General features: G+C 68.3%; 20 protein-coding genes. 14 read left to right on the top strand and 6 right to left on the bottom strand.

The window, feature by feature from the left end; all coding sequences use genetic code 11:
• Nucleotides 1–194: 194 nt before the first annotated feature.
• Nucleotides 195–2,921 carry a GNAT family N-acetyltransferase gene (locus ACFVWG_RS19140; RefSeq protein WP_391544639.1) on the bottom strand — a complete coding sequence of 909 codons (2,727 nt, stop codon included), beginning with the start codon at nt 2,919–2,921 and terminating at the stop codon, nt 195–197.
• Nucleotides 2,922–2,962: 41 nt separating this feature from the next.
• Here ACFVWG_RS19140 and ACFVWG_RS19135 point away from each other — a divergent pair, with 41 nt between their 5' ends.
• The 4 genes from ACFVWG_RS19135 (at nt 2,963) to ACFVWG_RS19120 (ending at nt 7,031) form a co-directional block, all read left to right on the top strand.
• A complete protein-coding gene (locus tag ACFVWG_RS19135; RefSeq protein ID WP_391544638.1) occupies nt 2,963–4,003 on the top strand; it encodes an SLC13 family permease in 1,041 nt (346 codons plus the stop codon).
• A gap of 53 nt (nt 4,004–4,056) precedes the next feature.
• Nucleotides 4,057–5,778: an AMP-binding protein gene (locus ACFVWG_RS19130; protein WP_391544637.1), complete on the top strand. Its 1,722-nt coding sequence runs from the start codon at nt 4,057–4,059 to the stop codon at nt 5,776–5,778.
• Nucleotides 5,779–5,902: 124 nt separating this feature from the next.
• Complete coding sequence (locus ACFVWG_RS19125) at nt 5,903–6,670, top strand: ABC transporter permease (protein WP_391544636.1); 768 nt, start codon at nt 5,903–5,905, stop codon at nt 6,668–6,670.
• A gap of 115 nt (nt 6,671–6,785) precedes the next feature.
• Entirely contained in the window at nt 6,786–7,031 is a 246-nt protein-coding gene (locus tag ACFVWG_RS19120) for a DUF2630 family protein (RefSeq protein ID WP_391544635.1), read from the top strand.
• A 613-nt stretch (nt 7,032–7,644) separates the two neighbouring features.
• Here ACFVWG_RS19120 and ACFVWG_RS19115 read toward each other — a convergent pair.
• The 4 genes from ACFVWG_RS19115 to ACFVWG_RS19100 are packed head-to-tail and all read right to left on the bottom strand — an operon-like array spanning nt 7,645 to nt 10,411.
• A complete protein-coding gene (locus tag ACFVWG_RS19115) occupies nt 7,645–8,067 on the bottom strand; it encodes a TIGR03667 family PPOX class F420-dependent oxidoreductase (protein ID WP_391544634.1) in 423 nt (140 codons plus the stop codon).
• Nucleotides 8,068–8,085: 18 nt separating this feature from the next.
• The gene (locus tag ACFVWG_RS19110; protein ID WP_391544633.1) at nt 8,086–8,487 is read right to left on the bottom strand and encodes a CoA-binding protein; all 402 of its coding nucleotides are present in this window, start codon (nt 8,485–8,487) and stop codon (nt 8,086–8,088) included.
• A gap of 14 nt (nt 8,488–8,501) precedes the next feature.
• Nucleotides 8,502–9,155: a response regulator gene (locus ACFVWG_RS19105; RefSeq protein WP_391544632.1), complete on the bottom strand. Its 654-nt coding sequence runs from the start codon at nt 9,153–9,155 to the stop codon at nt 8,502–8,504.
• The gene (locus ACFVWG_RS19100; RefSeq protein WP_391544631.1) at nt 9,137–10,411 is read right to left on the bottom strand and encodes a sensor histidine kinase; all 1,275 of its coding nucleotides are present in this window, start codon (nt 10,409–10,411) and stop codon (nt 9,137–9,139) included. The genes ACFVWG_RS19105 and ACFVWG_RS19100 overlap by 19 nt, the downstream gene beginning before the upstream one ends.
• 109 nt (nt 10,412–10,520) lie before the next feature.
• On the opposite strand from ACFVWG_RS19100, the gene ACFVWG_RS19095 reads away from it, so the two are divergent.
• The 10 genes from ACFVWG_RS19095 (at nt 10,521) to ACFVWG_RS19050 (ending at nt 22,253) form a co-directional block, all read left to right on the top strand.
• Nucleotides 10,521–11,312, top strand: coding sequence for an ABC transporter ATP-binding protein (locus ACFVWG_RS19095; RefSeq protein ID WP_391544630.1), 792 nt, complete (start codon nt 10,521–10,523; stop codon nt 11,310–11,312).
• Between the two features lie 2 nt (nt 11,313–11,314).
• Nucleotides 11,315–13,267: an FtsX-like permease family protein gene (locus ACFVWG_RS19090; protein WP_391544629.1), complete on the top strand. Its 1,953-nt coding sequence runs from the start codon at nt 11,315–11,317 to the stop codon at nt 13,265–13,267.
• Between the two features lie 34 nt (nt 13,268–13,301).
• On the top strand, nt 13,302–15,752 hold the full coding sequence (locus tag ACFVWG_RS19085) for a DNA topoisomerase (ATP-hydrolyzing) subunit A (RefSeq protein ID WP_391544628.1): 2,451 nt from the start codon (nt 13,302–13,304) through the stop codon (nt 15,750–15,752).
• Between the two features lie 5 nt (nt 15,753–15,757).
• On the top strand, nt 15,758–16,462 hold the full coding sequence (locus ACFVWG_RS19080; protein WP_391544627.1) for an LppX_LprAFG lipoprotein: 705 nt from the start codon (nt 15,758–15,760) through the stop codon (nt 16,460–16,462).
• 10 nt (nt 16,463–16,472) lie between these two features.
• Complete coding sequence (locus ACFVWG_RS19075) at nt 16,473–18,143, top strand: MFS transporter (RefSeq protein ID WP_391544626.1); 1,671 nt, start codon at nt 16,473–16,475, stop codon at nt 18,141–18,143.
• Nucleotides 18,144–18,188: 45 nt separating this feature from the next.
• Entirely contained in the window at nt 18,189–19,136 is a 948-nt protein-coding gene (locus tag ACFVWG_RS19070) for a sucrase ferredoxin (protein WP_391544625.1), read from the top strand.
• Nucleotides 19,133–19,630 (top strand): beta-class carbonic anhydrase, encoded by a 498-nt coding sequence (locus ACFVWG_RS19065; RefSeq protein ID WP_391544624.1) that lies wholly within the window; start codon nt 19,133–19,135, stop codon nt 19,628–19,630. Before ACFVWG_RS19070 ends, ACFVWG_RS19065 begins: the two co-directional genes overlap by 4 nt.
• A 78-nt stretch (nt 19,631–19,708) precedes the next feature.
• Nucleotides 19,709–20,308: a TetR/AcrR family transcriptional regulator gene (locus ACFVWG_RS19060; protein WP_391544623.1), complete on the top strand. Its 600-nt coding sequence runs from the start codon at nt 19,709–19,711 to the stop codon at nt 20,306–20,308.
• Nucleotides 20,308–20,946 (top strand): VC0807 family protein, encoded by a 639-nt coding sequence (locus ACFVWG_RS19055; RefSeq protein WP_391544622.1) that lies wholly within the window; start codon nt 20,308–20,310, stop codon nt 20,944–20,946. The genes ACFVWG_RS19060 and ACFVWG_RS19055 overlap by 1 nt, the downstream gene beginning before the upstream one ends.
• On the top strand, nt 20,943–22,253 hold the full coding sequence (locus tag ACFVWG_RS19050) for an FAD-dependent monooxygenase (protein ID WP_391544621.1): 1,311 nt from the start codon (nt 20,943–20,945) through the stop codon (nt 22,251–22,253). The genes ACFVWG_RS19055 and ACFVWG_RS19050 overlap by 4 nt, the downstream gene beginning before the upstream one ends.
• Nucleotides 22,254–22,572: 319 nt before the next feature.
• Here the strand turns inward: ACFVWG_RS19050 and ACFVWG_RS19045 are convergent, their stop codons facing one another.
• Entirely contained in the window at nt 22,573–23,301 is a 729-nt protein-coding gene (locus tag ACFVWG_RS19045; RefSeq protein WP_391544620.1) for a carbonic anhydrase, read from the bottom strand.
• Nucleotides 23,302–23,325: the final 24 nt, after the last annotated feature.

The raw sequence follows: 23,325 nt of genomic DNA, 5'->3' as shown, positions 1-23,325 counted from the left end.
GCTACCTGCCAATTGCCTCCCCCTTCCCCTCCGGCAATTTGAGGGGAGATCCCCTGAAGTTGCCGGTTCTCTGCCCGAAATTTCAGGGGAGAAGGGGCCATCTGAGGGGAGATCCCCTGAAATGGCCCACGCTTTCGGCCGGGATGCAGCGACACGCAGATCACAGCCACGGGTGGGGTTACTGCCGTCGCCGGTCAGGTGAGGCGGCGTACGGGGGTGTCTTGGCGGGGCTTCTCGTTGGGGGCGATGCGGATGGCGGCGTCCAGCACCGTTGCGCCTTGCACGCCGACCAGGATGGAGCGGAGGTCCAGTTTGACGACCTCTTCCAGGTCGAGGGTGAGGCGGGAGACTCGGTGCAGGAGGTTTTCGATGGCGGCGATGTCGGCAGGGTCGGTACCGCGGTAGCCGTACAGCAACGGGGCAGCGCGGACCTCGCGGACCATCTCGGCCGCATCCCGCGTCGTCAGGGGCGGCATGCGGTAGGAGCGGTCGCCGAGCAGATCAGTTGCGACGCCGGACAACCCAAAGGTGACAACCGGGCCGAACGACACGTCCTCCAGCGCTGAGATCACCACCGGCACCCCAGGCGGCGCCATCTTCTGTACGACGAACTGGGCGCGCCCCGGGTCGGAGGCGACACCGAAGGTGTTCGTCATCTCGGCCCAGGCGGCGCGCATGTCGTCTTCGTCGTGGATGTGCCGCCAGATGTCGGCCAGGTCGGGCCGCATCCGCCACTGCTCGGCGGTCGCCTTCAGGATCACCTCGAAGCCCAGATCCTCCGCTCGCGCGACCGCCTCGTCAGCGCTTAGTACCGGGAACGCCGGCAGCACCGAGATCCCGTAGAAGCTCAGCAGCAACTGCCGGTCCGAGTCGTCCAGGTCAGCGCCCTTGGGATGCCGCTGCAGATACTCGGCCACGAAGTCCTCGGCACCGGTCGTGTTCACATCCGGCAGATCCGGTACGCCGCTGTCCGACCGACGGCGCCACTCGGCGTACTGGGTCGCCTTGGCCAGCGCCCCCACGGCGTACTGCGGGTTCAAGAACGACGGGATCGACCCACGAGCCGCGCCGCCGTCATCATCCGGGACCTGCAACTCCTTAGGCACACTCCGCGACGCAAGGAACGTCGACACGACCGGCTTGTCCGACCCAGCAGCCGCAGCAGCCAGTACGGCGGCCACCTCGGCCCCGCCCGATTGAACCGGCGGCGTGTAGATCACCACGACCGAGTGCACCCGATCGTCGGCGAAGACCTCGGTCAGCGCTGCACCGAAGTCCGCGGCGGACGCGTCTGCGCTGAGGTTGCGTGGATCACCGCCGACCTGCAGCCCGACCTCGGCCATCGTGTCCAGGGCGAGCAGCGTCAAAGCGTCCGAGTTGCTGACGATCGCGACCCGACGCCCCTTCGGCAGCGGCTGGTGCGCGAGCAACTGAGCCACATCGAACAGCTCACCCGTGGTGTCCACGCCGATCAGACCGCTCTGCCGGAACATCGAGTCGATCGTTGCAGCCGGCAACTTGCTCCGTCGGACCAACTGCCCGACCGGCACACCCTGCGTGGCGCGCCCGGACTTCAGCGCGACCACCGGCTTGCGCCCGGCGAGGCGCCGCGCGACCCGGCTGAACTTGCGTGGGTTACCCAACGACTCCAGGTACAGCAGCACGACCTCAGTCGCCTCGTCCGAATACCAGAACTGCATCAGATCGTTGCCCGAGACATCAGCCCGGTTCCCGGCCGACACGAAGCTCGACAACCCAACCCCACGTGCAGTCATATCCGCGAGGATCGGTACGCCGAGCGCCCCCGACTGACAGAAGAACGCCACCCGCCCGCGACTCGGCATCGTCGGCGCCAGCGTCGCATTGAGCGAGACGCCCGCGGCGGTGTTGATCAGGCCGAGCGCGTTCGGCCCGATCACCCGCATGCCATAAGACCGCGCGAGCCCGACCAGATGCCGCTGCCGCCGACGCCCCTCGTCGCCGATCTCCGCGAAGCCGCTCGACACCACGACCAGCCCGCGCACGCCCTTGGCCGCACAATCCAGTACGACGTCCGCTACCTTCTCAGCGCGAATCGCCACGATCACCAGGTCGACCGTATCCGGCACCTCACGGATCGTCGGGTACGCCGGAACCCCCTCGATCTCATCCGCCGAGGTATCCGCATTGACGGCGTACATCCGCCCCGAGAACCCGCTGTCACGCAGGTTCCGCAGCAGCGCGTTCCCGATCGTCCCCTCGCGCCGGCTCGCACCGATCACCGCGACACTCGACGGCGTCAGCAACCGCGCGATCGACAGCGCCTCGGAGCGCTGCTCACGCGCCTGCATCACCCCGAACGACGTGTCGGTCGGCGCGATGTCGAACTCGACCATGATCACGCCGTCCTCGAACTCCCGCGCGACCTTGTAGCCGGCCTCGGTGAAGACGGTGATCATCTTGCGGTTGTCCGGCAGCACCTCGGCGACGAAGTGCGCGATCCCGTTCTCCCGGGCCGCCTGGGCGAGGTGCTCGAGCAACAGTTGCCCGAGGCCCCGGCCCTGGTGCGCGTCCTCGATCAGGAACGCGACTTCCGCCGTACGGCGTCCTGTTCGTTCGTACCGGCCGACACCGATCATTTCGTTGCCGACGGTCACGATCAGGGCGAGCCGGTCGTGGTAGTCGACCTGCGTGAATCGCGCCACATCACGGTCCGACAGCTGTGGGTACGGAGCGAAGAACCGGTAGTACTTCGACTGCTCGGACACGCGTGCGTAGAACTCGACCAGCAGGTCGGCGTCGCTCGGCGTGATCGGCCGCAGGCGCGCTGTGGCGCCGTCGCGGAGCACCACATCGGCCTCGAAGTCCACCGGATAATCGGCCGGGGCCTGCACGGCATACTGTGCAAGCTGTCCAGGCGACGTGTCATCCGGCGAGGTCACCCAGCCAGCGTACTCAACAGGACTCACGGGAGGCGGGGAATTTGGTCGCGCGGATCGCGCCAGTACTGGTGTTTCTGATCGCAGTGACCGTCATCGCCGAACTGGCCGACAAGGCCAAGGTCTTCGACGTGGCCGCCCGCGAGGCCGCGCACCTGGCTCGGGGCCGCGTCTGGCGGCTCTGGTTGCTGGTGGTCGTGCTGGCGACCGGACTGACGATTGTGCTGTCGCTCGACACCTGCGCGGTGCTGCTCACCCCGGTCGTGCTCGCGATGGCTCGCCAGCTCGACATCCCGCCGAAGCTGTTCGCGTTCACCACTGTCTGGCTAGCCGGTACGGCGTCCCTCCTGCTGCCCGTGTCCAACCTCACCAACCTGCTCGCGCTGCATCAGTTCCGCCTGCTGGACGTCTCGTACCTCTCGGTCAGTTGGCGGCCCGCGATCGCCGCGATCGTGATCACGGTCGTCGTGCTCGCAGCGCTGTTCTTGAAAGACCTCGGCCGCTCGTACGACGTACCGGCGGCTCCCGCGGTGGAGGACAAGGTGCTGTTCTGGACCTCGACCGCGGTCTGCGTGGCACTCGGCCCAGCGTTCGTATCGGGAATCGAGGTCGCCTACCCGGCGAGTGCCGGCGCGCTGATCCTGGTTGTCGTCTTCGCGATCCGCCGCCGCAGTGAACTCCACTGGTCGCTCATCCCGGCCAAGCTGGTCGTTGGGGTGGTCATCCTGTTCGCGGTGGTCGCATTCCTCACCGACCACGGCCTGGAGGATCTCCTCCGGCAGGTCGCCGGAACCACCTCTGACCTGCGGCTCAGCGCCACCGCGGCCCTCGGCGCCAACCTGTTCGACAACCTCCCCGCCTACCTGGCGATGGAACCGGTCGCCTCGGCCGACCCGCACCGAATGGCCGCCCTGCTGATCGGCGTCAACACCGGCTGCCTGCTCACCCTCTGGGGCTCCCTCGCCACCCTGCTGTGGCGGGCCCGCTGCAAGTCCGCCAGCGTCACCATCACCTGGTGGTCCTTCGTCTGGCGCGGCCTGATCCTCACTCCCCTGGTGATCACCGGCGCAGTCCTGGCGATGTGAGCGACATCCCAGGGGCGTTTACCGATTGGTAGGCGATGGGCAATCATGCGGGCATGAGCGAAGTCGAGAGCACCGAGCAGAGCACGGCGGATGTGACGCGCGAGTTCCGGACCGCGCGGGACTTCCTGGTTGCGTATCGCGAGGACTACGACACGGCGTACCGGGACTTCAAGTGGCCGGAGTTCGAGCGGTTCAACTGGGCGCGGGACTGGTTCGACGCGCTGGCGGTCGAGCAGGCCGAGGTGGCGGCGCTGACGATCGTCGAGGAGGACGGTGAGGTCAACTCCCGGACGTACGCCGAACTGGCCGAGCGCTCCCGCAAGTTCGCCGGCTGGCTGACCCAGGCCGGGGTGAAGCCCGGTGACCGCGTGCTGATCGTGCTCGGCAACGTCGTACCGCTCTGGGAAACGATGCTCGGCTGTATCCGCGCCGGCGTGGTGATGATCCCCGCGACGACGCTGCTCACCGACGCCGACCTGGCCGACCGGATTGCCCGGGGCAACGTTCGCGCGGTGGTCACCGCGAGCACCGAGACCAGCCGGTACGCCGGAATCGCGGACGACTGCATCCGCGTCGCCGTCGGTGATCCGGTTGACGGCTGGTTGCACTACGACGACTACGAGCAGTACGACGGCCCCGTGCCCGACGTGGACACCGCGGCCGACGACTCCCTGCTGCTCTATTTCACCTCCGGTACGACGAGTCAGCCGAAGCTGGTCGAGCACACGCAGGTCAGTTACCCGGTCGGCCACCTCTCGACCATGTACTGGATCGGCCTCCAGCCCGGCGACGTCCACCTGAACGTCTCGTCTCCCGGCTGGGCCAAGCACTCGTGGAGCAACGTCTTCGCCCCGTGGAACGCCGGCGCGACCGTCTTCCTCTACAACTACACGCGCTTCGACGCGGAGAAGATGCTGCGCGTCCTCCAGACGTACGGCGTGACCACGTTCTGCGCGCCGCCGACCGTCTGGCGGATGCTCATCCAGGCCGACCTGTCCGCGGTCGAGGTCGCGATCCGTGAGTGCATCTCGGCCGGTGAGCCGCTCAACCCCGAGGTGATCGAGCAGGTGCGCAACGCCTGGGGCATCACCATCCGCGACGGCTACGGACAGACCGAGACGACCGCGCAGATCGGCAACCCGCCCGGTCAGCCGGTGAAGCTCGGCTCGATGGGCCGGCCGCTGCCCGGGTACGCAATCGCGCTGGTCGACCCGAGCACCGACGAGATCGGCGACGACGGCGAGATCTGCATCGAGCTCGCTCGCCCGCCGGTACCGCTGATGCGCGGCTACCGCGACGCCGAGGAGCTGACCGCCGAGGCGACCCGCGGCGGTTTCTACCACACCGGCGACGTCGCCAGCCGCGACGAGGACGGCTACATCACGTACGTCGGCCGGTCGGACGACGTGTTCAAGGCGAGTGACTACCGGATCTCGCCGTTCGAACTCGAGTCGGTCCTGATCGAGCACCCGGCCGTCGCCGAGGCCGCTGTCGTCCCGTCGCCGGATCCCGTCCGGCTGGCGGTGCCGAAGGCGTACGTCGTACTGGCTGCCGGACACGAGCCGACCCGAGAACTCGCGGCGGAGATCCTGCAGTTCTGCCGGGAGCACCTCGCGCCGTACAAGCGGATCCGGCGGATCGAGTTCGCGGACCTGCCGAAGACGATCTCCGGCAAGATCCGTCGCGTCGAACTGCGCGCCGACGAGGCATCGAAGGTCGCCAGCGGCAAGGCCGGGGGCCACGCCTACGACGAGGCGGACTTCAGATCCGAGTAGGCGTACCGACCGACTGTTAGTACGTCACAGCCGCGGGCCGCCGTCCCGCCTGGCGCACGCCTCACGACTCGCTCGGAGCGGCCTACTACCAGTCCTTCGGTACGCCGCGTGCTGGAATGGGGCAATGTCGTTCGACACCGGACTCGCGCCGGCTGCGTTGATCGTCCTGCCGCTGCTGATCGCGATCGCAGTGGCCGGATCGCGGTACGCCGGGCTTCGGCACGACAAGGGGATCGTCACCGCCGCGCTGCGGGCCGTCGTACAGCTGGCCGCCGTCGGGCTCGTGGTCGGGTTCGCGCTGCAGCACACGCTCGGGGCAATCGGCTTCGTGCTGCTGATGTTCGGCGTCGCGACCTTCACCAGCACGCGCCGGCTGCACCAGACCGCGGTGATTCCGCATCAGTGGATGTACTGCGGTGCCGCCATCGGGGCGGGTGCGTTGACCGTGCTGTTGCTGATCATCGTGCCGGGTGTGGTGCCGCGGAACCCGGCCACGATCCTTCCGATGGGCGGCATCATCGTCGGCGGTGCGATGACCGCCACCACGCTCGCCGGCCGCCGGGTGCTGAGCGAGTACGGCACCCGGTTCGGCGAGTTCGAGGCCGGCCTGTCGATCGGCCTGCTCCCCCGTGACGCCTTCAAGCTCGTCGTCGGCCCGGTCGCCGGCGACGCGCTGCTCCCCGCCCTCGACCAGACCCGGACCGTCGGCCTCGTCTCGTTGCCCGGCGCCTTCGTCGGCATGGTCCTCGGCGGCGCGTCTCCCGCAGCGGCGGCGGCGCTCCAACTCGTCGTACTGATCGGCCTGATCGCCGCCGAAACCATCGCCATCCTGGTGATCACCGAGCTGCTGTCCCGCTCGCAGCTTCCGGACGGGCGTACCGTTTCCCCATGAGCTCTCTTGAATGCCGCGCTCCGCGCGGCCCGTCATGGGGCTCAACTCCAGATCCTTCCCTCGTCACTCCAGTCGCTTCGCTCCCTACGCTCCTCAGTCCAGGCCAGGAGGCCCCATGACGGACAACAACATCTTCACCAAGATCGACGCCCTGGTGGCCGAGGAGCACGAGCTCCGCAGCAAGCACGCGGCCGGCGAGATCGGCGACGGCGAGGAGCGCGACCGCCTCAAGGCCCTCGAGGTCGAGCTCGACCAGTGCTGGGACCTGCTCCGCCAGCGCCGCGCCAAGCGCGAGTTCGGCGAGGACCCCGAGACCGCCGAGGCCCGCCCCGCCTCCACAGTCGAGGGCTACCTCAACTAGCCCAGCTCCGATTCACGGAATTCTCCTGCCGCTGGGTGACAGGAGAACTCCGTGGATCTGCTCGCTTTGTGGAACATCCGGGTCGCTGGGCGACCCTGGGTTACCACAAAGGCGGGCCGCCATGCCGGTTGGCGTAGTCAACCACTGCGCCCGGATGAGTGCGTTCCTCCTGGGCCACTGTGGTCAGACGCTCCCCCGAGCGACCTCGGCAGCCGCGCGAGTGGCGCCAGTGTGCGGTCGGCGATCGAGTGTGCGAACCGTGCTGCTGGATATCGATTTCTGGGGACACACTCCGCACACTCGACGCCACAGCGAGCCCACGCACAGAATGGGTTCACTCGCGGGGCACCTCGGGGAGCTGATTGACCAGCGCGACGGGTGAGCTAACAGGCCTCGTCGACACCGGCCGCAACCACAGCCCGGAAGCTCAGGCAACGGAGGCCCGTTCGCCGGCCGCACCATCCCCCTCAGCCCGAGGCCACGCCAACCACCCCTCCTTTGTCAGCCGGCCGCAGCAGCGAGCAACCACCGCGTACGCTGCCGGCCGCATCCGAGCGTACGCACACGGGAACGTCCGAAAACACGCCGACCACGCACTGCGGGTGTTCGGACGTTAGAAACCTCGGAGTTTGTCCGGGGTGATGCGGATGATCACCGAGTACTCCGAGTGGAACTGCTCGGTGGTCATGCCGAGGCCGACGATGTCGTCGCCGTACTTGGTGTTGTAGATCGCGACCACGTCCGCGGCGAGCGGCTCGGTGTCGATGGCCGCCGTACCGGAGATGACGCCGACGTCGCCGCCGCCGTGGGTCGCGTTGAAGTTCACGCTGACCTGAGGGTGCGACGTGATGTTGTGCAGCTTGGCTTTGTGGCGCTGGCTGGCGACCAGGATCTCGTCGTCGTGCCAGAGGAACCAGACCGGGTTCGGTGCCGGGGTCCCCGACCTGCCGACGGTGGTCAACCAGACCACTCGCTCATCTTCCAACTGCTGGGCGATCCGCTTGCCGAAGTTTGTGGACGTGTCGATCGAGAACATTCGAGAGCCCCTGGGTCGTCACGAAGGACCGAGACGACCCCACTCGATGGCCGGGCAGTGGTTCATCACCATCGTGAGTCCCGCGGCCGTCGTACGCGTGTAGGCGTCCTGGTCCACTACACCCAGCTGGAACCACACCGCGCGCGCATTGATTCCCACCGCCTGGTCCGCGATCTCACCGGCCAGCTCGGACCGGACGAACACGTCGACACAGTCCACCGGGAACGGGATCTCGGCCAGACTCGCGTACCCCTGCTCACCGTGCACGGTCTCGGCCGACGGGTGCACCGGCACGATCCGTTTGCCGTGAGACTGCAGGAAGCGCGCCACGCCGTACGCCGCTCGGTCGGTGTTGTTCGACAGCCCGACCACGGCCCACGTGTCGCAGTCCGCCAAGATCTTCCGGATATCCGCATCCATGGTTCAAGAGTCCCTCAGCCACGCAAATACGTGAGTACGGCGGACACCCGGCGATCGAGTCCGTCGTCCAGCTGCAGCTTGGCGAAGATGTTGCCGACATGCTTCCGTACGGCGGCCTCACTCACCACGAGCTGTTGAGCGATCGCGCCGTTCACGCGGCCCTCGGCCATCAGCGCCAGCACCTCGAGCTCCCGCGGGGTCAGCGCCGAGAGCGGACCGTCGTTCCGGCGCCGAGCCAGCAGTTGCCGAACCACCTCAGGGTCCACCACCGTCCCACCCGAGGCGACGCGATCGAGCGACTCGAGGAACTCGGCGACGTGACCGACCCGGTCCTTTAGCAGATACCCCATCCCACCGGTCGTTGACTCGAGCAACGACGACAGGTACGCATCGGCGACGTACTGCGAAAGCACCAGGATCCCGATCGCCGGGAACTCGGCCCGGATCGCGGCCGCGGCCCGCAGCCCCTCATCGCTGTGCCCGGGCGGCATCCGTACGTCGGTGATCACGAGGTCCGGCGGCTCCTTGCGGACCACGGCCAGCAGTGTGTCCCCGTCGCCGACGGTGTCGCGAACCTCGTGCCCGGCCCGATCCAGAATGCTGGCCAATCCCTCGCGCAACAGCAGCGAGTCTTCGGCCAGCACGATGCTCAGTCGCCGAGTCGGCACGGGCACTCCATTCGCAGTCGTGTAGGCCCACCAGGTGGGCTGTCGACCACGAGTGTGCCGCCCAAGGCGTCCAACCGTGTCACCAGGCCGGTCAATCCGCTCCCCGCGCCGACCGTCGCGCCGCCGATCCCGTCGTCGGTGATCGTGACGATCAACTGCTGGCCCTCTACTCGGCCGGCCACAGAGCAGGTCCGCGCCTGGGCGTGTTTGGCGACGTTCGACAGGGCCTCACTGACCACGAAGTACGCCGCGGCCTCGATCGGCGGCGGCAACCGGATCGCGAGCGGGATCGACACCGAGACCGGCATCGGACTGCGGTCGGCAACCTCTCGGATCGCGGCCTCCAGTCCGTGGTCGATCAGCACTCGCGGATGGATCCCCCGGACCGCCTCCCGAAGATCGGCCAGCGCCGCCTCAGCCTCGGAGTGCGCCTTCACGACCAACCGCCGGCCCTCCCCCTCGGGCAGGTCCAGCTCGGCGAGCCCGAGCGTCATCGTCAGCCCGACAAGCCGCTGCTGTACGCCGTCGTGCAGGTGCCGCTCGATGCGTGCCCGCTCGGTTTCGAACGCATCGACCAGATCCAGCCGGGAGCGGCGCAGCTCGGCCACGTTGCGCTGCAGCTCCTCCTGCCGCGGCCCAAGCATCGCCTTGGCCAACGACGCCTGTGTAGCCGCCACGACCCCGACCAGATATGAGCTGATCGCATAGAACGGCGGACCGAACGCGACCAGGAACAGGACACCCTCACCGGTGGTGTCCAGCGTCCACGGACCCATCCCCATCGTGTCGTTAGTCGACAGTACGGGCGCCAACAGGGTGGTGCCGAGCACCGTGGCACAGCCCCCCGCGAACCCCAAGCTCACCAGCCAGGTTAACGTGCCGAGCAGGAACCCGTATCCGAGCGCACGCAACGACGCCGGCTCGCGGCGGCGGTACCGCAGTCGCTCACGCAGTGACAGCCGCAGCGGCATCGCCGCGTGCGGACTGCTGATGCCGTCGAGCAGCATGAGCCGCGCCCGCCTGCGCTCGACCCACCCGACCATCGCGCCGAGCAGCGGGAACGCGGTCATCATCAGTACGCCGACCACGAGCGGGCTGAGCACGATGCTGATGCCGGCCGCGGTCAGCAGGATCGTGATCGTGATCGGGCCGGTCACGACCGACGTGAACAGGTAGGCGTAGCTGCGCCACGGCCATGACGAGACCAGGTAGCGCGGTGACGCCAGCGCTGCCCAGCCCGTCCTCGGTTTCTGCACCCGATCAACCCTAGGTCCCGGCCAGGCTCCTGGACGGTAGCGTGCGCGCTACTCGCGGACTCCCCTCTGGGCCAGGGTACAAAGCGACGCTCACCGGTTGGCTGGTTCCATGACCGCAATCGCGCCCTCGTACCCGAACGTCGTACCGGAGAATGCTCCTGCCCTGGTGCTGGACGGGATCACCAAGACCTACCGCTCCAAGGCCGGTGGGGTCGACGCCCTGCGGGGCGTCACCTACCACTTCCCGCGCGGCTCGTTCACCGCGGTGATGGGCGCGTCCGGCTCGGGCAAGTCGACGTTGCTGCAGTGCGCGGCCGGACTCGATCAGCCCACAACCGGTGTCGTCATCCTCGGTGGTGTGCAGCTCAACGGGCTCGGCGAGGTCGAACTGACCAAGCTGCGCCGCCAGGAGATGGGCTTCGTCTTTCAGGCGTACAACCTGCTGCCGTCGCTGACCGTGTACGACAATGTGGCGCTGCCGCTCCGGCTGACCGGCAAGCGACCACAGCGCGCCGAGATTCACGCCGTACTGGAGCAGGTCGGATTGGGCGACAAGGTCAAGCGGCGGCCGGCCGAGCTGTCCGGCGGACAGCAGCAGCGAGTCGCGATCGCTCGCCCGCTGATCACCAAGCCATCGGTGTTCTTCGCCGACGAACCGACCGGCGCCCTCGACAGCAACAGCAGCCGGCAGGTACTCAGCTTGTTGCGCGAGGCAACGGATCGAGCCGGACAGACGGTCGTCATGGTCACCCACGATCCGGTGGCTGCGGCGTACGCCGAACGCGTGGTCTTCCTCTCCGACGGCCTGATCGCGGGCCACCTCGACCGCGGTACGCCCGGCCAGATCGCCGCTGCCATGAGCGATCTGGAACCCAGTACCGGGGCGGAGGGGTGGGCTTAGAGATGGCACAGCTGTTCTTCATCAGCAGGCAGACGGTCGGAAGACACCGACACCTGTACGCCGGTTCGTTCGTGGCACTCGCGGTGGGCGTCTTCCTGCTCGGCCTGGCGGCGAACGCGACCGCTGCCACCATCGCGTATCACGGCCCCGCGCTCGCCAGCATCACCGTCAGCACGTTGGGCGACGCTGACGCAACACCACGGCCGGTCAAGGTGCCGCTACCCGGTGCGGATGTGTCCGGGCTGCAGGTCGTGCTCAGCCTGGTCGGCACCATCAGCGGGTTCATCACGATCTTCGTCATCGCCAGCACCTTCGCGTTCGCGGTCGCCTCCCGACGGCGTGAGCTCGGACTGCTTCGCCTGATCGGGGCGACGCCGCGGCAGGTTCGCCGGATGATCCTCGGCGAGGCACTCGTCGTCGCGCTCGCAGCCTCGCTCACCGGTGCACTCGTGGCCCAGCTCGCCACCCCGCTGCTGCTCAGCCAAGCGTCGTACACGGAACTCGCGCCAGTGAAGCTGGAACCCGCATCGCCGTGGGTGCCGTTGGCCATCGCGGTCGGGATCGGGCTGGTGGTCGCGATGCTCGGCGCGCGGTCGGCCGCCCGACGGGCTGGTCAGGTGGGTCCGATCGACGCGTTGCGGGAATCCGCACTGGAGTCGGGGCGGATCGGTCCGGTGCGGGTGATCTTCGGGCTGCTCTTCCTGGCCGGGTCGATCACGATGCTCGCGCTGATCCGGCCGTCAAGCGGTGACGGCGTCGTACCCCTGGCGATGTTCACCCCGATGATCCTCGTGATCGCCTTGACGCTGCTGGCGCCACTCGTCGTACCGCTGCTCGGGCGGCTGTGGGCGATCCCGCTGGTCGCCTGGACCAGCGTGACCGGCCGACTCGCCCGCAGCAACGTGACCGCGACACCACGCCGGAGTGCCTCGTTGGCTGCGCCGATCCTGGCCATCTCGGCGATCGCGGGGTCGATGGTGCTCAGCCTGAGCTTCGCCGCCGACAGCGCGGTCGCCACCATCCGCGACACGCTCCGTGCGCCGATTGTGGTGGCGGCCGCGAGCATGCCCGCAGTCCCAGGCGTCGGCGCGGTGGATGCCGGGCTGCCGACGCAGTTCGTGCGGGCGGGCGCCGAGGACGCTCAGCTGGAAGATGCCGAAGGGATCGATCCGACGATCGCGTCTCAGACCCGGCGGCTCACACCGCTGTCCGGCGATCTCAGTCACCTCACCGGCAACACCGCGGCCGTCAGCAAGGAGATGGCCGGCCTCGAGAACTACCAGGTGGGCGACGAGGTCCCGGTGACGTTCCTGGATCGTGCCGCGGTCAAGCTGCGCATCGTCGCGATCGTGCCGGATGGCTTCGGCGTGAACCCGAGCTTCCTGCTGCCCCTCGACCTCGTCCGGCAACACGCACCGGACGCCAAGCCCGCGCAACTGTTCGTGCAACCCGCACCAGGGGTCGATCCGGCGGAACTCGTGACCCGGATCGACAACGCCGTACTGGCCACTGCTTGGGAGGCTGATCAGGGCGACGGCGTGCGCAAGGGCAACCAGCTCGGGCTGATCATGCTGCTCGGGCCTGCCGCCCTCTACAGCGCGATCGCGATCGCCAACACGCTGCTGATGGGCAGCCTGCAACGGCGGCAGGAATTCGTCACCTCCCGCCTGCTCGGGGCCACGCCGAACCAGATCCGCCGGATGGTGCTGTGGGAGTCCTCGCTGGTGGGAATGGTCGCGCTCAGCCTCGGTACGGCGATCACCGTGACGGTCGGGATCCTCATCCGGCACGCGATGACCGCGGGCGTCTCCGACGTACCGGTGACCGTCCCCTGGGGTGTCCTGCTGGGCATCGCCGGACTTTGTCTGACGCTCGCGGTAGGGTCCGCCTTGGCTCCGACGTCGTACATCCTGCGGGTCGTGAGTCGGGAAACTGTCGTTCACCAGCGACAATAGGATCTCCGTTCGACCGAGGAGTAGTTCAGCCCGTATGGCACGCCGTTCGAGTACCACCGCCGAGCCCGAAGACTTCGAGGAGCGCATCCTCGACGTCGATGTCTCCGACGAGATGCGCACCAGCTTCCTGGAGTACGCCTACTCGGTGATCTACTCCCGGGCGCTGCCGGACGCTCGGGACGGGCTCAAGCCGGTCCAGCGGCGGATCCTGTTCTCGATGGCGGAGAACAACATCCGCCCCGACCGCGGCCATGTGAAGTCGGCCCGCGTCGTCGGTGAAGTGATGGGTAAGTACCACCCGCACGGCGACGGCGCGATCTACGACGCCCTGGTCCGGACGGCACAGCCGTGGTCGATGCGGCTCCCGCTCATCGACGGCCACGGCAACTTCGGATCTCTGGACGACGGTCCGGCGGCGATGCGATACACGGAATGCCGGATGGCGCCGTCCGCGATCGCGATGACCAACGGCCTGGACGAGAACGTCGTCGACTTCCGGCCGAACTACGACGGCCGCGAGGAAGAGCCGGCGGTGCTGCCGGCGGCCTTCCCGAACCTGCTGGTCAACGGCGCCGCCGGGATCGCGGTCGGGATGGCCACCAACATGGCCCCGCACAACCTGGTCGAGATCATCCAGGCACTGCGGCACCTGATCAAGACGCCAACCGCCGACCTCGACGACCTGATGCGGTTCATTCCCGGACCGGACCTGCCGACCGGCGGCAAGATCGTCGGCCTGGAAGGCATCAAGGACGCCTACGCGACCGGCCGCGGCAGCTTCAAGATGCGCGCCACCGCCCGGATCGAGAACGTCACCCCGCGCCGCAAGGGCATCGTGGTCACCGAGCTGCCGTACACGGTCGGCCCGGAGAAGGTGATCGAGAAGATCAAGACGCTGGTCCAGGCCAAGAAGCTGCAGGGCATCGCCGACGTCAAGGACCTGACCGACCGCACCCACGGCACCCAGCTGGTGATCGAGGTCAAGAACGGCTTCGTCCCCGAGGCGCTGCTGGAGCAGCTCTACAAGATGACGCCGCTCGAGGACTCGTTCTCGATCAACGCGGTCTGCCTGGTCGACGGCCAGCCCCGCACGCTCGGCCTGAAGACGCTGCTGGAGGTCTACCTCGAGCACCGGTACGACGTCGTCCGCCGGCGCAGCGAGTTCCGCCGCAAGAAGGCCCAGGACCGGCTGCACATCGTCGACGGCCTGCTGATCGCGATCCTCGACATCGACGAGGTCATCCAGATCATCCGCAGCAGCGACGACGCGGCCGCGGCCCGGACCCGGCTGATCGACATCTACGACCTGTCCGAGATCCAGGCCAACTACATCCTGGACATGCCGCTGCGCCGGCTGACCAAGTTCTCCAAGCTCGAGCTGGACACCGAGAAGGCCGAGCTGGAGCGCGAGATCGAGCGCCTGACCGCGATCCTCGAGGACGCGGCGCTGCTGAAGAAGACGGTCGGCGACGAGCTGGCCGAGGTCGCCAAGACCTACGGCACCCCGCGCCGGACCGTGCTGCTGGAGTCGTCCGGTGCGACCAAGACCGCGGCCGTGCCGCTCGAGGTCACCGACGACCCGTGCTGGATCCTGATGAGCTCGACCGGCTTGCTCGCCCGCACCAACGGGGTCGAGCCGTTCGGGTCCGGCGAGGGCCGGGCCAAGCACGACGCGATCGTCTCCGCGATCAAGAGCACCGCCCGCGGTCAGTACGGGCTGATCACCACCGCCGGCCGGCTGATCCGGCTCGACTCGCTCGACCTGCCCGCCGTACCGACGACGGCCGCCGCGCCGAACCTGCAGGGTGGCGCACCGATCGCCGAGTTCGTCTCGCTGGAGCCGGGTGAGAAGGCGCTCGCCCTGACCACGATGGATCCGGAGTCGATCGGTGTCGCTCTCGGTACGGCGACCGGCGTCGTGAAGCGCGTCGTACCGGATCACCTGAGCAACCGCGATGCCTGGGAGATCGTCCGGCTGAACGACGGCGACGAGGTGGTCGGGGCCGTCGAGCTCACCACGGGCGAAGAAGAGCTGTGCTTCGTCACGTCGGATGCCCAGCTGCTGCACTTCCCTGCCTCCGCAGTCCGGCCGCAAGGCCGCACCGCCGGCGGTATGGCTGGGGTCCGGCTCGCCAGCGGCGCGAAGGTGGTCTTCTTCGGCGCCATCGAGCCCGGTCGCGAAGCGCAGGTGGTCACGATCGCCGGCTCGAACTCGGCCCTGCCGGGCACCGAGGTCGGCGCGGTCAAGGTGACGCCCTTCAGCGAGTACCCGGGCAAGGGTCGTGGGACCGGCGGTGTGCGCTGCCAGCGGCTGCTCAAGGGTGAGGACGGGCTGCTGCTCGCCTTCATCGGCGCGGCCCCGGTCAAGGCCAGCGCGAACAGCGGTGCACCGGTGGACCTGCCGCCGATCGACCCGCGGCGCGACGGTTCCGGCGTGCCGGTGGCCCAACCGATCGCGGCATTGGCCGCCGAGCTGGCAGGCTGACCCCCATGAAGAGACTCGTCGCGCTGAGCGCGGTGCTCGTGCTGGCCCTGGTCGGCTGCAGTGACAAGAAGGATTCCGGCGGTGGCGCCGCGAAGTCCGACGACGCGGTTGCCCAGCTCACGACCGCGAAGAAGGCGATCGACGACGCCTCCAGCGTCCACATCGTGCTGACCGGCCGTGACTTGCCGGACAGTGCGCAGACGCTGGCCAGCGGCGATGGCCTGGCCACCCACGCACCGGCGTTCAAGGGCAAGCTCACGATCCGGACCGGCGGTTCGCCGATCGACTCCGAGGTCGTTGCCGTCGACAAGAAGGTCTACGCCAAGCTGCCGTTCACGGGGCAGTTCGTCGAGCTCACGCCCGACCAGCTGACCGGATTCGGCGCCCCGGACCCGGCGATCCTGCTGGACCCGGCCAAGGGCCTGACGTCGGTGCTGCCGGCGCTGAAGAACCCGCAGGTGAAGGGTGACACTCGCGACGGCGACAAGGTGCTGACCGAGATCACCGGTTCGGTCCCGGGCAAGTCGCTGCAGGGGATCTTCCCGAAGGCACCGGCCGACCAGGACTTCCCGAGCAGCTTCAAGCTCGACAAGGACTCCAAGCAGCTCGTCTCGGCGACCATCTCCGGCCCGTTCTACGACGGCGCCACCAGCAGCTACGACGTCACCTTCGACAAGTACGGCGAACAAGTCACGATCACCAAGCCGTAGTGGGCAACCAGTGAGCAACGCGGTGGCCGCCCGGCCGAGAGCACAGCTCACGCTCGCGTCGATCGCGGTCGCCTTCGCGGCCGCCGACACGTATGTCGTCGTCCTCGCGCTGCCCGATCTGATGTCCGGGATCGGGCTGTCCGCGGACCAGTTGCAGCGGGCCGCCCCGATCATCTCCGGGTTCCTGCTCGGCTACATCGCCGTCCTGCCGCTGATCGGCCGGATCGCGGATGTCGCCGGGCGGACACCGGTCCTGGTCGGCGCGCTGATGCTGTTCGCGGTCGGGTCGCTGATCACGGCGGCGGCGTTCGACCTGCCCTCGGCGGTAACCGGTCGGTTTCTTCAGGGCGTGGGCGGTGGTGGGCTCGTACCGGCCACGCTCGCTTTGGTCGCCGACCTGTGGCCGGCCGAGCGACGTGGACTGCCGCTGGGAGTGGTCGGCGCCGTACAGGAGCTCGGTTCGGTCCTCGGCCCGCTGCTGGGCGCCGCCGTACTGGCTGTGGCCGACTGGCGGTACATCTTCTGGTTGAACCTGGTCGTCGCCGTCGTCCTCGCGGTCTTGCTACGCGGCGCGCGCCGACCGCCGCTCTCAGCTGCGGTCGGCTTATTAGCAGCCGTCGCACTCGGACTCACGCTGACCGCACCACAACGCCTCGCAACCGACGTCACCCTCGGACTGCCCTTCGTCCCGTTCACCGGTACGTCGAGGTTGCTCACGCCCATCGGGGTCGCGGCTCTCGTCCTCGGTCTGCTGTGGTTGCTCCTCACCCTCCGTCGTTCTCAAGCGCTCGCGCTGCTCAAGCAGGTGGACCTGCCGGGCGCGCTCCTGCTGGCCGCGGCACTGGCTGGGGTGGTCCTCGCCTTCGCCACCGCGGATCCCGAGCGCGAGCTCATGTCTCCCGCCGGTCCTTGGCTTCTCGTCGGTGCCGCTGTCTTCGCAGTCGCCTTCATCGCCTGGCAGCGTCGGACGCCTCGGGCGATCGTTCCGGCGGGTCTGCTCGCGGCCCGGCCGGCCTGGGGTTCGCTGGCGGTCAGTTTCCTGGTCGGTTGCGCGCTGATTGCCGCGCTGGTCGACGTACCGGTCTTCGCCCGGACCACGCAGGGCGGCGGGCAGCTCGAAGCGGCGCTGGTGCTCGTGCGGTTCCTGATCGCCTTGCCGGTCGGCGCCGTGATCGGCGGGTGGCTCACCAGGCGCTACGGGCTCGGGCTGATCACCGGCGCCGGACTGGCGTTGGCCGGGGCCATGTTCGTGCTGATGGCGTTCTGGAGCCGCCACGCACTCGACCACTTCGCGGCGACCGTCGTACTGCTGCTGTGTGGTTTCGGCTTCGGGCTGGCGCTCTCACCGGTCAACACCGCCGTCCTTGGCGCGACTCCCCCGGCTCACCACGGTCTGGTCAGCGCGCTCGTGGTCGTCGCACGGATGGTCGGCATGCTGGTCGGCGTGTCGGCGCTGACCGCGATCGGGTTGCGGCGCTACTTCTCGATCGTCGACGACGTACCGTCACCGAACGAGCTCTGTCCGACCGCGCCCGCCTCGTGCCGGCCGTTCATCGACGCGCTGCGCGACGCGGCCATTTCACAATCGCACGCGATCTTCGCGGGAGCCGCCGTCTGCGCGTTCCTGGCGGCGATCCTGGCGGTCGCGCTGCTCGGCCGACGTGGTTTTGTCCACACTTAATGGTCGGTGCACGGAACTGAGGCCTGCCTAACCTACAGTGGTGCTGTGAGAGTTCCACCCGACGCGACCAGTCGGCCAGGTCTGTGCTCGACCTACTGCCGCCAGCTCCTCGAGCCGCTCGAGGGATCCGCCATTGTGGCGAGTGGCTGGGTCGTCCTGGAACAACCCGGTCCCTGGGGCGCCGATGCCGTCGTCAACAGTCACCTGGACCCTGAGTTCGGCAGCCGATTCGATGCCGAATGCAAGAAAGTCGACGTGCGCTTCGGCCTGATCCGGACTCCTGGCCGGCACTCGTTCCCGGCCAATCACGCCCAGCAGGTGTACGTCGCCTCCACCGTTCCCGGCAAGACCTTCCTGCTCAGCGCTCATGTGACGGACCCCGAGACCCTCAGCGGGCTGGATCTCGGCGCGGTCGCCCGCGGCGACCGCGCGGCCGTCAACGCGTCGCTGCCCGGCCTGGTGCCGGTCCACGAGTCGATCATGCTGGTCTGCACCAACGGCAAGCGCGACGAGTGCTGCGCGATCCTCGGCCGCCCGCTGGTCAACGCGCTCGCCACGGCCGCGCCCGGCCGGGTCTGGGAGGCGAGCCACCTCGGCGGCCACCGCTTCTCCCCCACGGCCGTGCTGCTACCGTCCGGCACGATGCATGGTCACCTCAACGCCAAGACCGCCCTCGATGTGCTGGCGGCCTCGGACATCGGGGATACTCTGCTCACCGGTCTGCGCGGCCGCACCACGTGGACGAAACGCGGTCAGGCCGCGGAAATCGCCGTCCGCCAGCAAACTGGTGAACTCTCGCTGGACGCCCTCACTGTCGCGGGCGAAGACCTTGAATCCGTGACAGTGTGGCATCGCGACGGGCGGTCCTGGACCGTACCGGTGACCAGTGCACCCGCCGATCCGCCTCGTCCGGAGTCCTGTGGAAAGGAGCCGTTCGCGATGTCGATCCTGAAGGCCGGAACTCCAGTGCTTGTGCCGAGTGCCGTCCGATGACCCCCGGTTTCGAAGACCTTCTCGCTGCCAACGCCGAGTACGCCGCCGATTTCCACTACGGCGGTTTCGACGGCATCGCCCACGCCGGAGTCGGTGTGGTCACCTGCATGGACTCGCGGATCCCGCCGCTCGAACTGCTCGGCCTCAAGCCGGGTGACGCCAAGGTGCTGCGCAGCGCCGGCGGCCGGGTCACCGAGATCACCCTGACCGGGCTGGTGCTCGGCGTGAACCTGCTCGGCATCCGCCGGATCATGGTCATCCCGCACACCCGCTGCGCGATGGCTGCCATGTCCGAGGACGAGCTGCGAGCCAAGGTCGAGAAGGCCGCCGGCAAGCCCGCCGGTTATCTCCCCATCAACGTCATCCCCGACCAGCTCGAAGCGCTGCGCCACGACGTCACCGCGGTCCGCGAGCACCCACTCGTCGGCGAGGAGATCCTCGTCGGCGGCTTCATGTACGACGTGGACACCGGGCTACTGACCCAGCACGTCTAGCCCCCTTCGATCAGCGCCGGCCAAGTGGTCGGCGCTTTTCTCTTGACATCGTTTTACCCAGTCGGATAAGTTTTATCCATGGGGATAAAACATGACGAGGCGCTGGATCGCGCCGGGAGCACGGCGGCACGCCGGGACCAGATCGTCGCCGCGACCATCGCCGTACTGGCTGAGCGCGGTTTCGCGGCGACGACCTACGACGCGATCTGCGCCGAGGCCGGGCTGAGCAGCAAGCGACTGATCTCGTACCACTTCAAGACCAAGGACGAGCTGCTCGCCGAGGTCCTGCACCGGGTGACCGCCGACGCGGCAGTGCTGATGCGGCCCGCGATCGACAACGCCGCGGGGCCGGGCGGGAAGCTGGCGGCCTACATCCGGTCGAATGTCGCCTTCGTCGCGGCGCGGCCGAACCACGTCCGGGCCGTGCAGCAGATCGTGTTCGGCGCCGCCGAGGTGCCGAGCGAGGAGGCCGACGGCGCGGTGTCGCGGCTGGTGGCGCTGTTCGACGACGGTCAGCGGACGGGGGGCTTCCGGAAGTTCGACGCCCTGCTGATGGCGGTCACGCTGCGCGCCGCGCTCGACGCCGCCGCTGGAAGAGTCATCGCCGGAGCCGACCCGGCGACCTGCGCCCAGGAACTTGTCGAGATCTTCGACCGCGCAACACGAGAGGACTCCTGATGTCTGCCGCAACCGAGAGCAAGCCGAAGGCCCGCTGGGGCGCGGTCCTCGCGCCAGTCCTGATCGACCTCGTGATCCCGCTGCTGATCTTCTACGGTCTCCGGCAGGCCGGCGTCGGCATCGTCGGGGCCACCCTCGCCGGCTCGGTGATCCCGGCCGTGCGGACCTTGTACGGCGTGATTCGGCGCAAGCCTGACTGGATGGCCGTCTTCATGCTGGTGGCGCTGGCGGTCGGCACGATTGCCTCACTGGCCATGCACAGCCCGCGGATGCTGCTCGCCAAGGATGGCGTGATCACCGCGATGTGTGGGCTGTGGTTGCTGGCCACGGTCGTGGTCGGCAAGCCACTGCTGTTGGCCATCGGGCGTGGCATCGCGGAGGCCAAGCGGGGCAAGGGCGGTGGCGAGGTGTGGGCCAGCCGGTGGGACTCCGAGCCCGCATTCCGGCACGGGCTCCGGCTGATCACGACGGTGTGGGGTGTCGGACTGCTGCTCGACGCAGTGGTACGGGTGGCGATCGCGCTCGCGCTGCCACTGGACGCCGTACCGGGGGTGACGACAGTGCAGTGGATCGTGGTGTTCGTACTGCTCTACGTCTTCATGTTCTGGTACTCACGCAAGAACGACCTACTGGCATGACCAACGTCCTGGTGGTTGGCGCCGGCCCGACGGGGTTGCTGTTGGCGTCAGAGCTCGTGCTGGCGGGAGCATCCGTCGTACTGGTGGACAAGAGGCTGGAGCGGTCTGGGCAGTCGAAGGCGCTGTCGTTGCAGCCACGGTCGGTGGAGATCCTCCACTCGCGTGGACTGCTCGAGCCGCTGCTGGCTGAGGCTCGTGAGCTGCCAGGTGGTCACTTTGCTGGCCTGCCGCTGGACTACAGCTCGTGGAACACGCCGTTCCCGTATCAGCTCGGGATTCCGCAGCTGCGGATCGAGCAGCATCTTGAGGATCATCTGGCGCGGCAGGGCGTCGTCGTACGGCGGGGTCTGGAGCTAAGCGGACTCGATCAGTCAGCGGATGGGGTGACTGCGGCCTTTGCGGACGGTACGACGATCCACACGGACTGGGTGGTCGGGTGCGACGGTGCACGGAGTGCGGTGCGTGAGCTGAGCGGTATCGGGTTCCCAGGACGGGACGGGCGGTTCAGTGCGGTCGTCGCCGACGTAGTGGTCGACGGTGTCCGCGAGGACTGGCAGCTACCGAAGCTGGAGCCGCGGGACGGTGCGGTGCTGACGATGGTCCCGCTCGGCGGAGGGGTCGAGCGGGTCCTGTTCACCGGGCCTGAGCAGCAAGGGCTACCGAAGGACCAACCGGTCAGCCACGACGAGGTGGCTACGGCGCTGAGCGGCTGGTACGGCGACCACGTCGTACTGCGTGACGTCCGCTACGCGTCCAGGTTCACCGATGCGGTGCGACAGGCGGACCGGTATCGGGAGGGCCGGGTCTTCGTGGCCGGCGACGCCGCCCACATCCACTCGCCGACCGGTGGTCAGGGCATGAACCTGGGACTGCAGGACGCCTTCAACCTCGGCTGGAAGCTCGGAGCCGTGATCCGCGGCGACTCCCCGGATACGCTCCTGGACAGCTACCACTCCGAGCGGCACCCGGCCGGCGCGGCCGTCTTGGCGAACACTCGCGCCCAGGGCGTGCTGATCGTCCCGGACGCTGACGTCACCTGCCTGCGCGAGACCTTCGCCGACCTCCTCCACCTCCCGCAGGTCAACCACCAGTTGGCAGGTGTCATCTCCGGTCTGGCCGTCAGCTACTCCCCCGGCAACCACCCGCTGGTCGGTCACCGCATGCCCGATCTGAAGCTGCCCAACGGCTCCACCGTCATGCGGGAACTGCGTCGCGGCCGGACCATCGTGGTCGAGCCGTCGGACGGCTCCGCCGCACGAGCTGTCGTTCGCCCTGACGGCTACGTGCAGGCCGCGTCCCCACGCTAACGTCCGAACGATCGCAGTACGTGGTCGGCGTGTTTTCGGACATCAGCAGCGCCGGCTGCGGTCGGATCCTGTTTGCGGAAGACCACTGCCGCTATGTGGCAGTGATCTTCGCTGATCCCCCTCCGCCGGATCAGTGGTCGCGCCCGCGCCACCACTAGTGGCCTGAGACACCTTGTGACCACCGGAGACCTGTTGCCCACCATCTCCAGCCCCAACTTCCTGTCTCCCGCCACTAGTGATGGCCGGAGTCAGGAAGCGCTGGGGAGTTCTGCCTGCCGATTCGGGTTCCTAGCGCTCCCCGGTTTGCGCCGACGCGCGATCAGGTGAGGACTACTCGGCCCGTGTCGAGTTCGTAGTAGGCGCCGACGACCTTGAGCTTGCCCGCCGCCTCCAGGGGTGCGATGACTGGGGACTGGCGGAGTTTGGCCAGCGTGAGGGCGACGTTGGCGTGGATAGCGTTGGTGAGGCGGTCGCCGGGCTTGCCTGCCACTTGCCGTACGGCGGGCGCCAGCGCCTCGACGAGGTAGCCGATCTGCCCGGCCCCGGAGGTGCGCTGGTGGGTGTCGAGAGCCTTCATCGTGGCGTCGAGCGCACCGCAGCGCTGGTGGCCGAGAACCACCAGCAGCGGGGTGTGCAGCTCAGAGACGCCGAACTCCAGACTGCCGGTCACCGAGTGGTCGAGCGCCTCACCAGCACTCCGTACGACGACCAGATCACCAAGCCCCTGGTCGAAGACGAGCTCGATCGGCACCCGTGAGTCCACACAGCCCAGCACAGTCGCGAACGGATGCTGTCCCTGACTCACCGCCACTCGACGCGCCACGCCCTCGTCGAGTCGCTCGTCGCGATCGGCCACGAAGCGCGCATTGCCGGCGATCAGGCGCGCAAGTGCCTGCTCACCGTCCAGAACCGGGGCGCCGGTCGGCGGGTTCGAGGCAGCAATCGACGTACCGGCTGGGCTCTCGTCGGCGCAGGCAGACAGGCCGGCACCACAGGCTCCGGCGGCTAAGGCGGCGGTCAGAAAACGGCGGCGGCTGGTGGTAGTCACGGGCGGACTCCTCAGAAAGGGCGG

The sequence above is a fragment of the Kribbella sp. NPDC058245 genome (assembly GCF_042882005.1).
Taxonomy (GTDB): Bacteria; Actinomycetota; Actinomycetes; order Propionibacteriales; family Kribbellaceae; genus Kribbella.
Note: the sequence above shows the minus strand (reverse complement) of the source record. Positions and strands in the feature narration are given on the sequence as shown.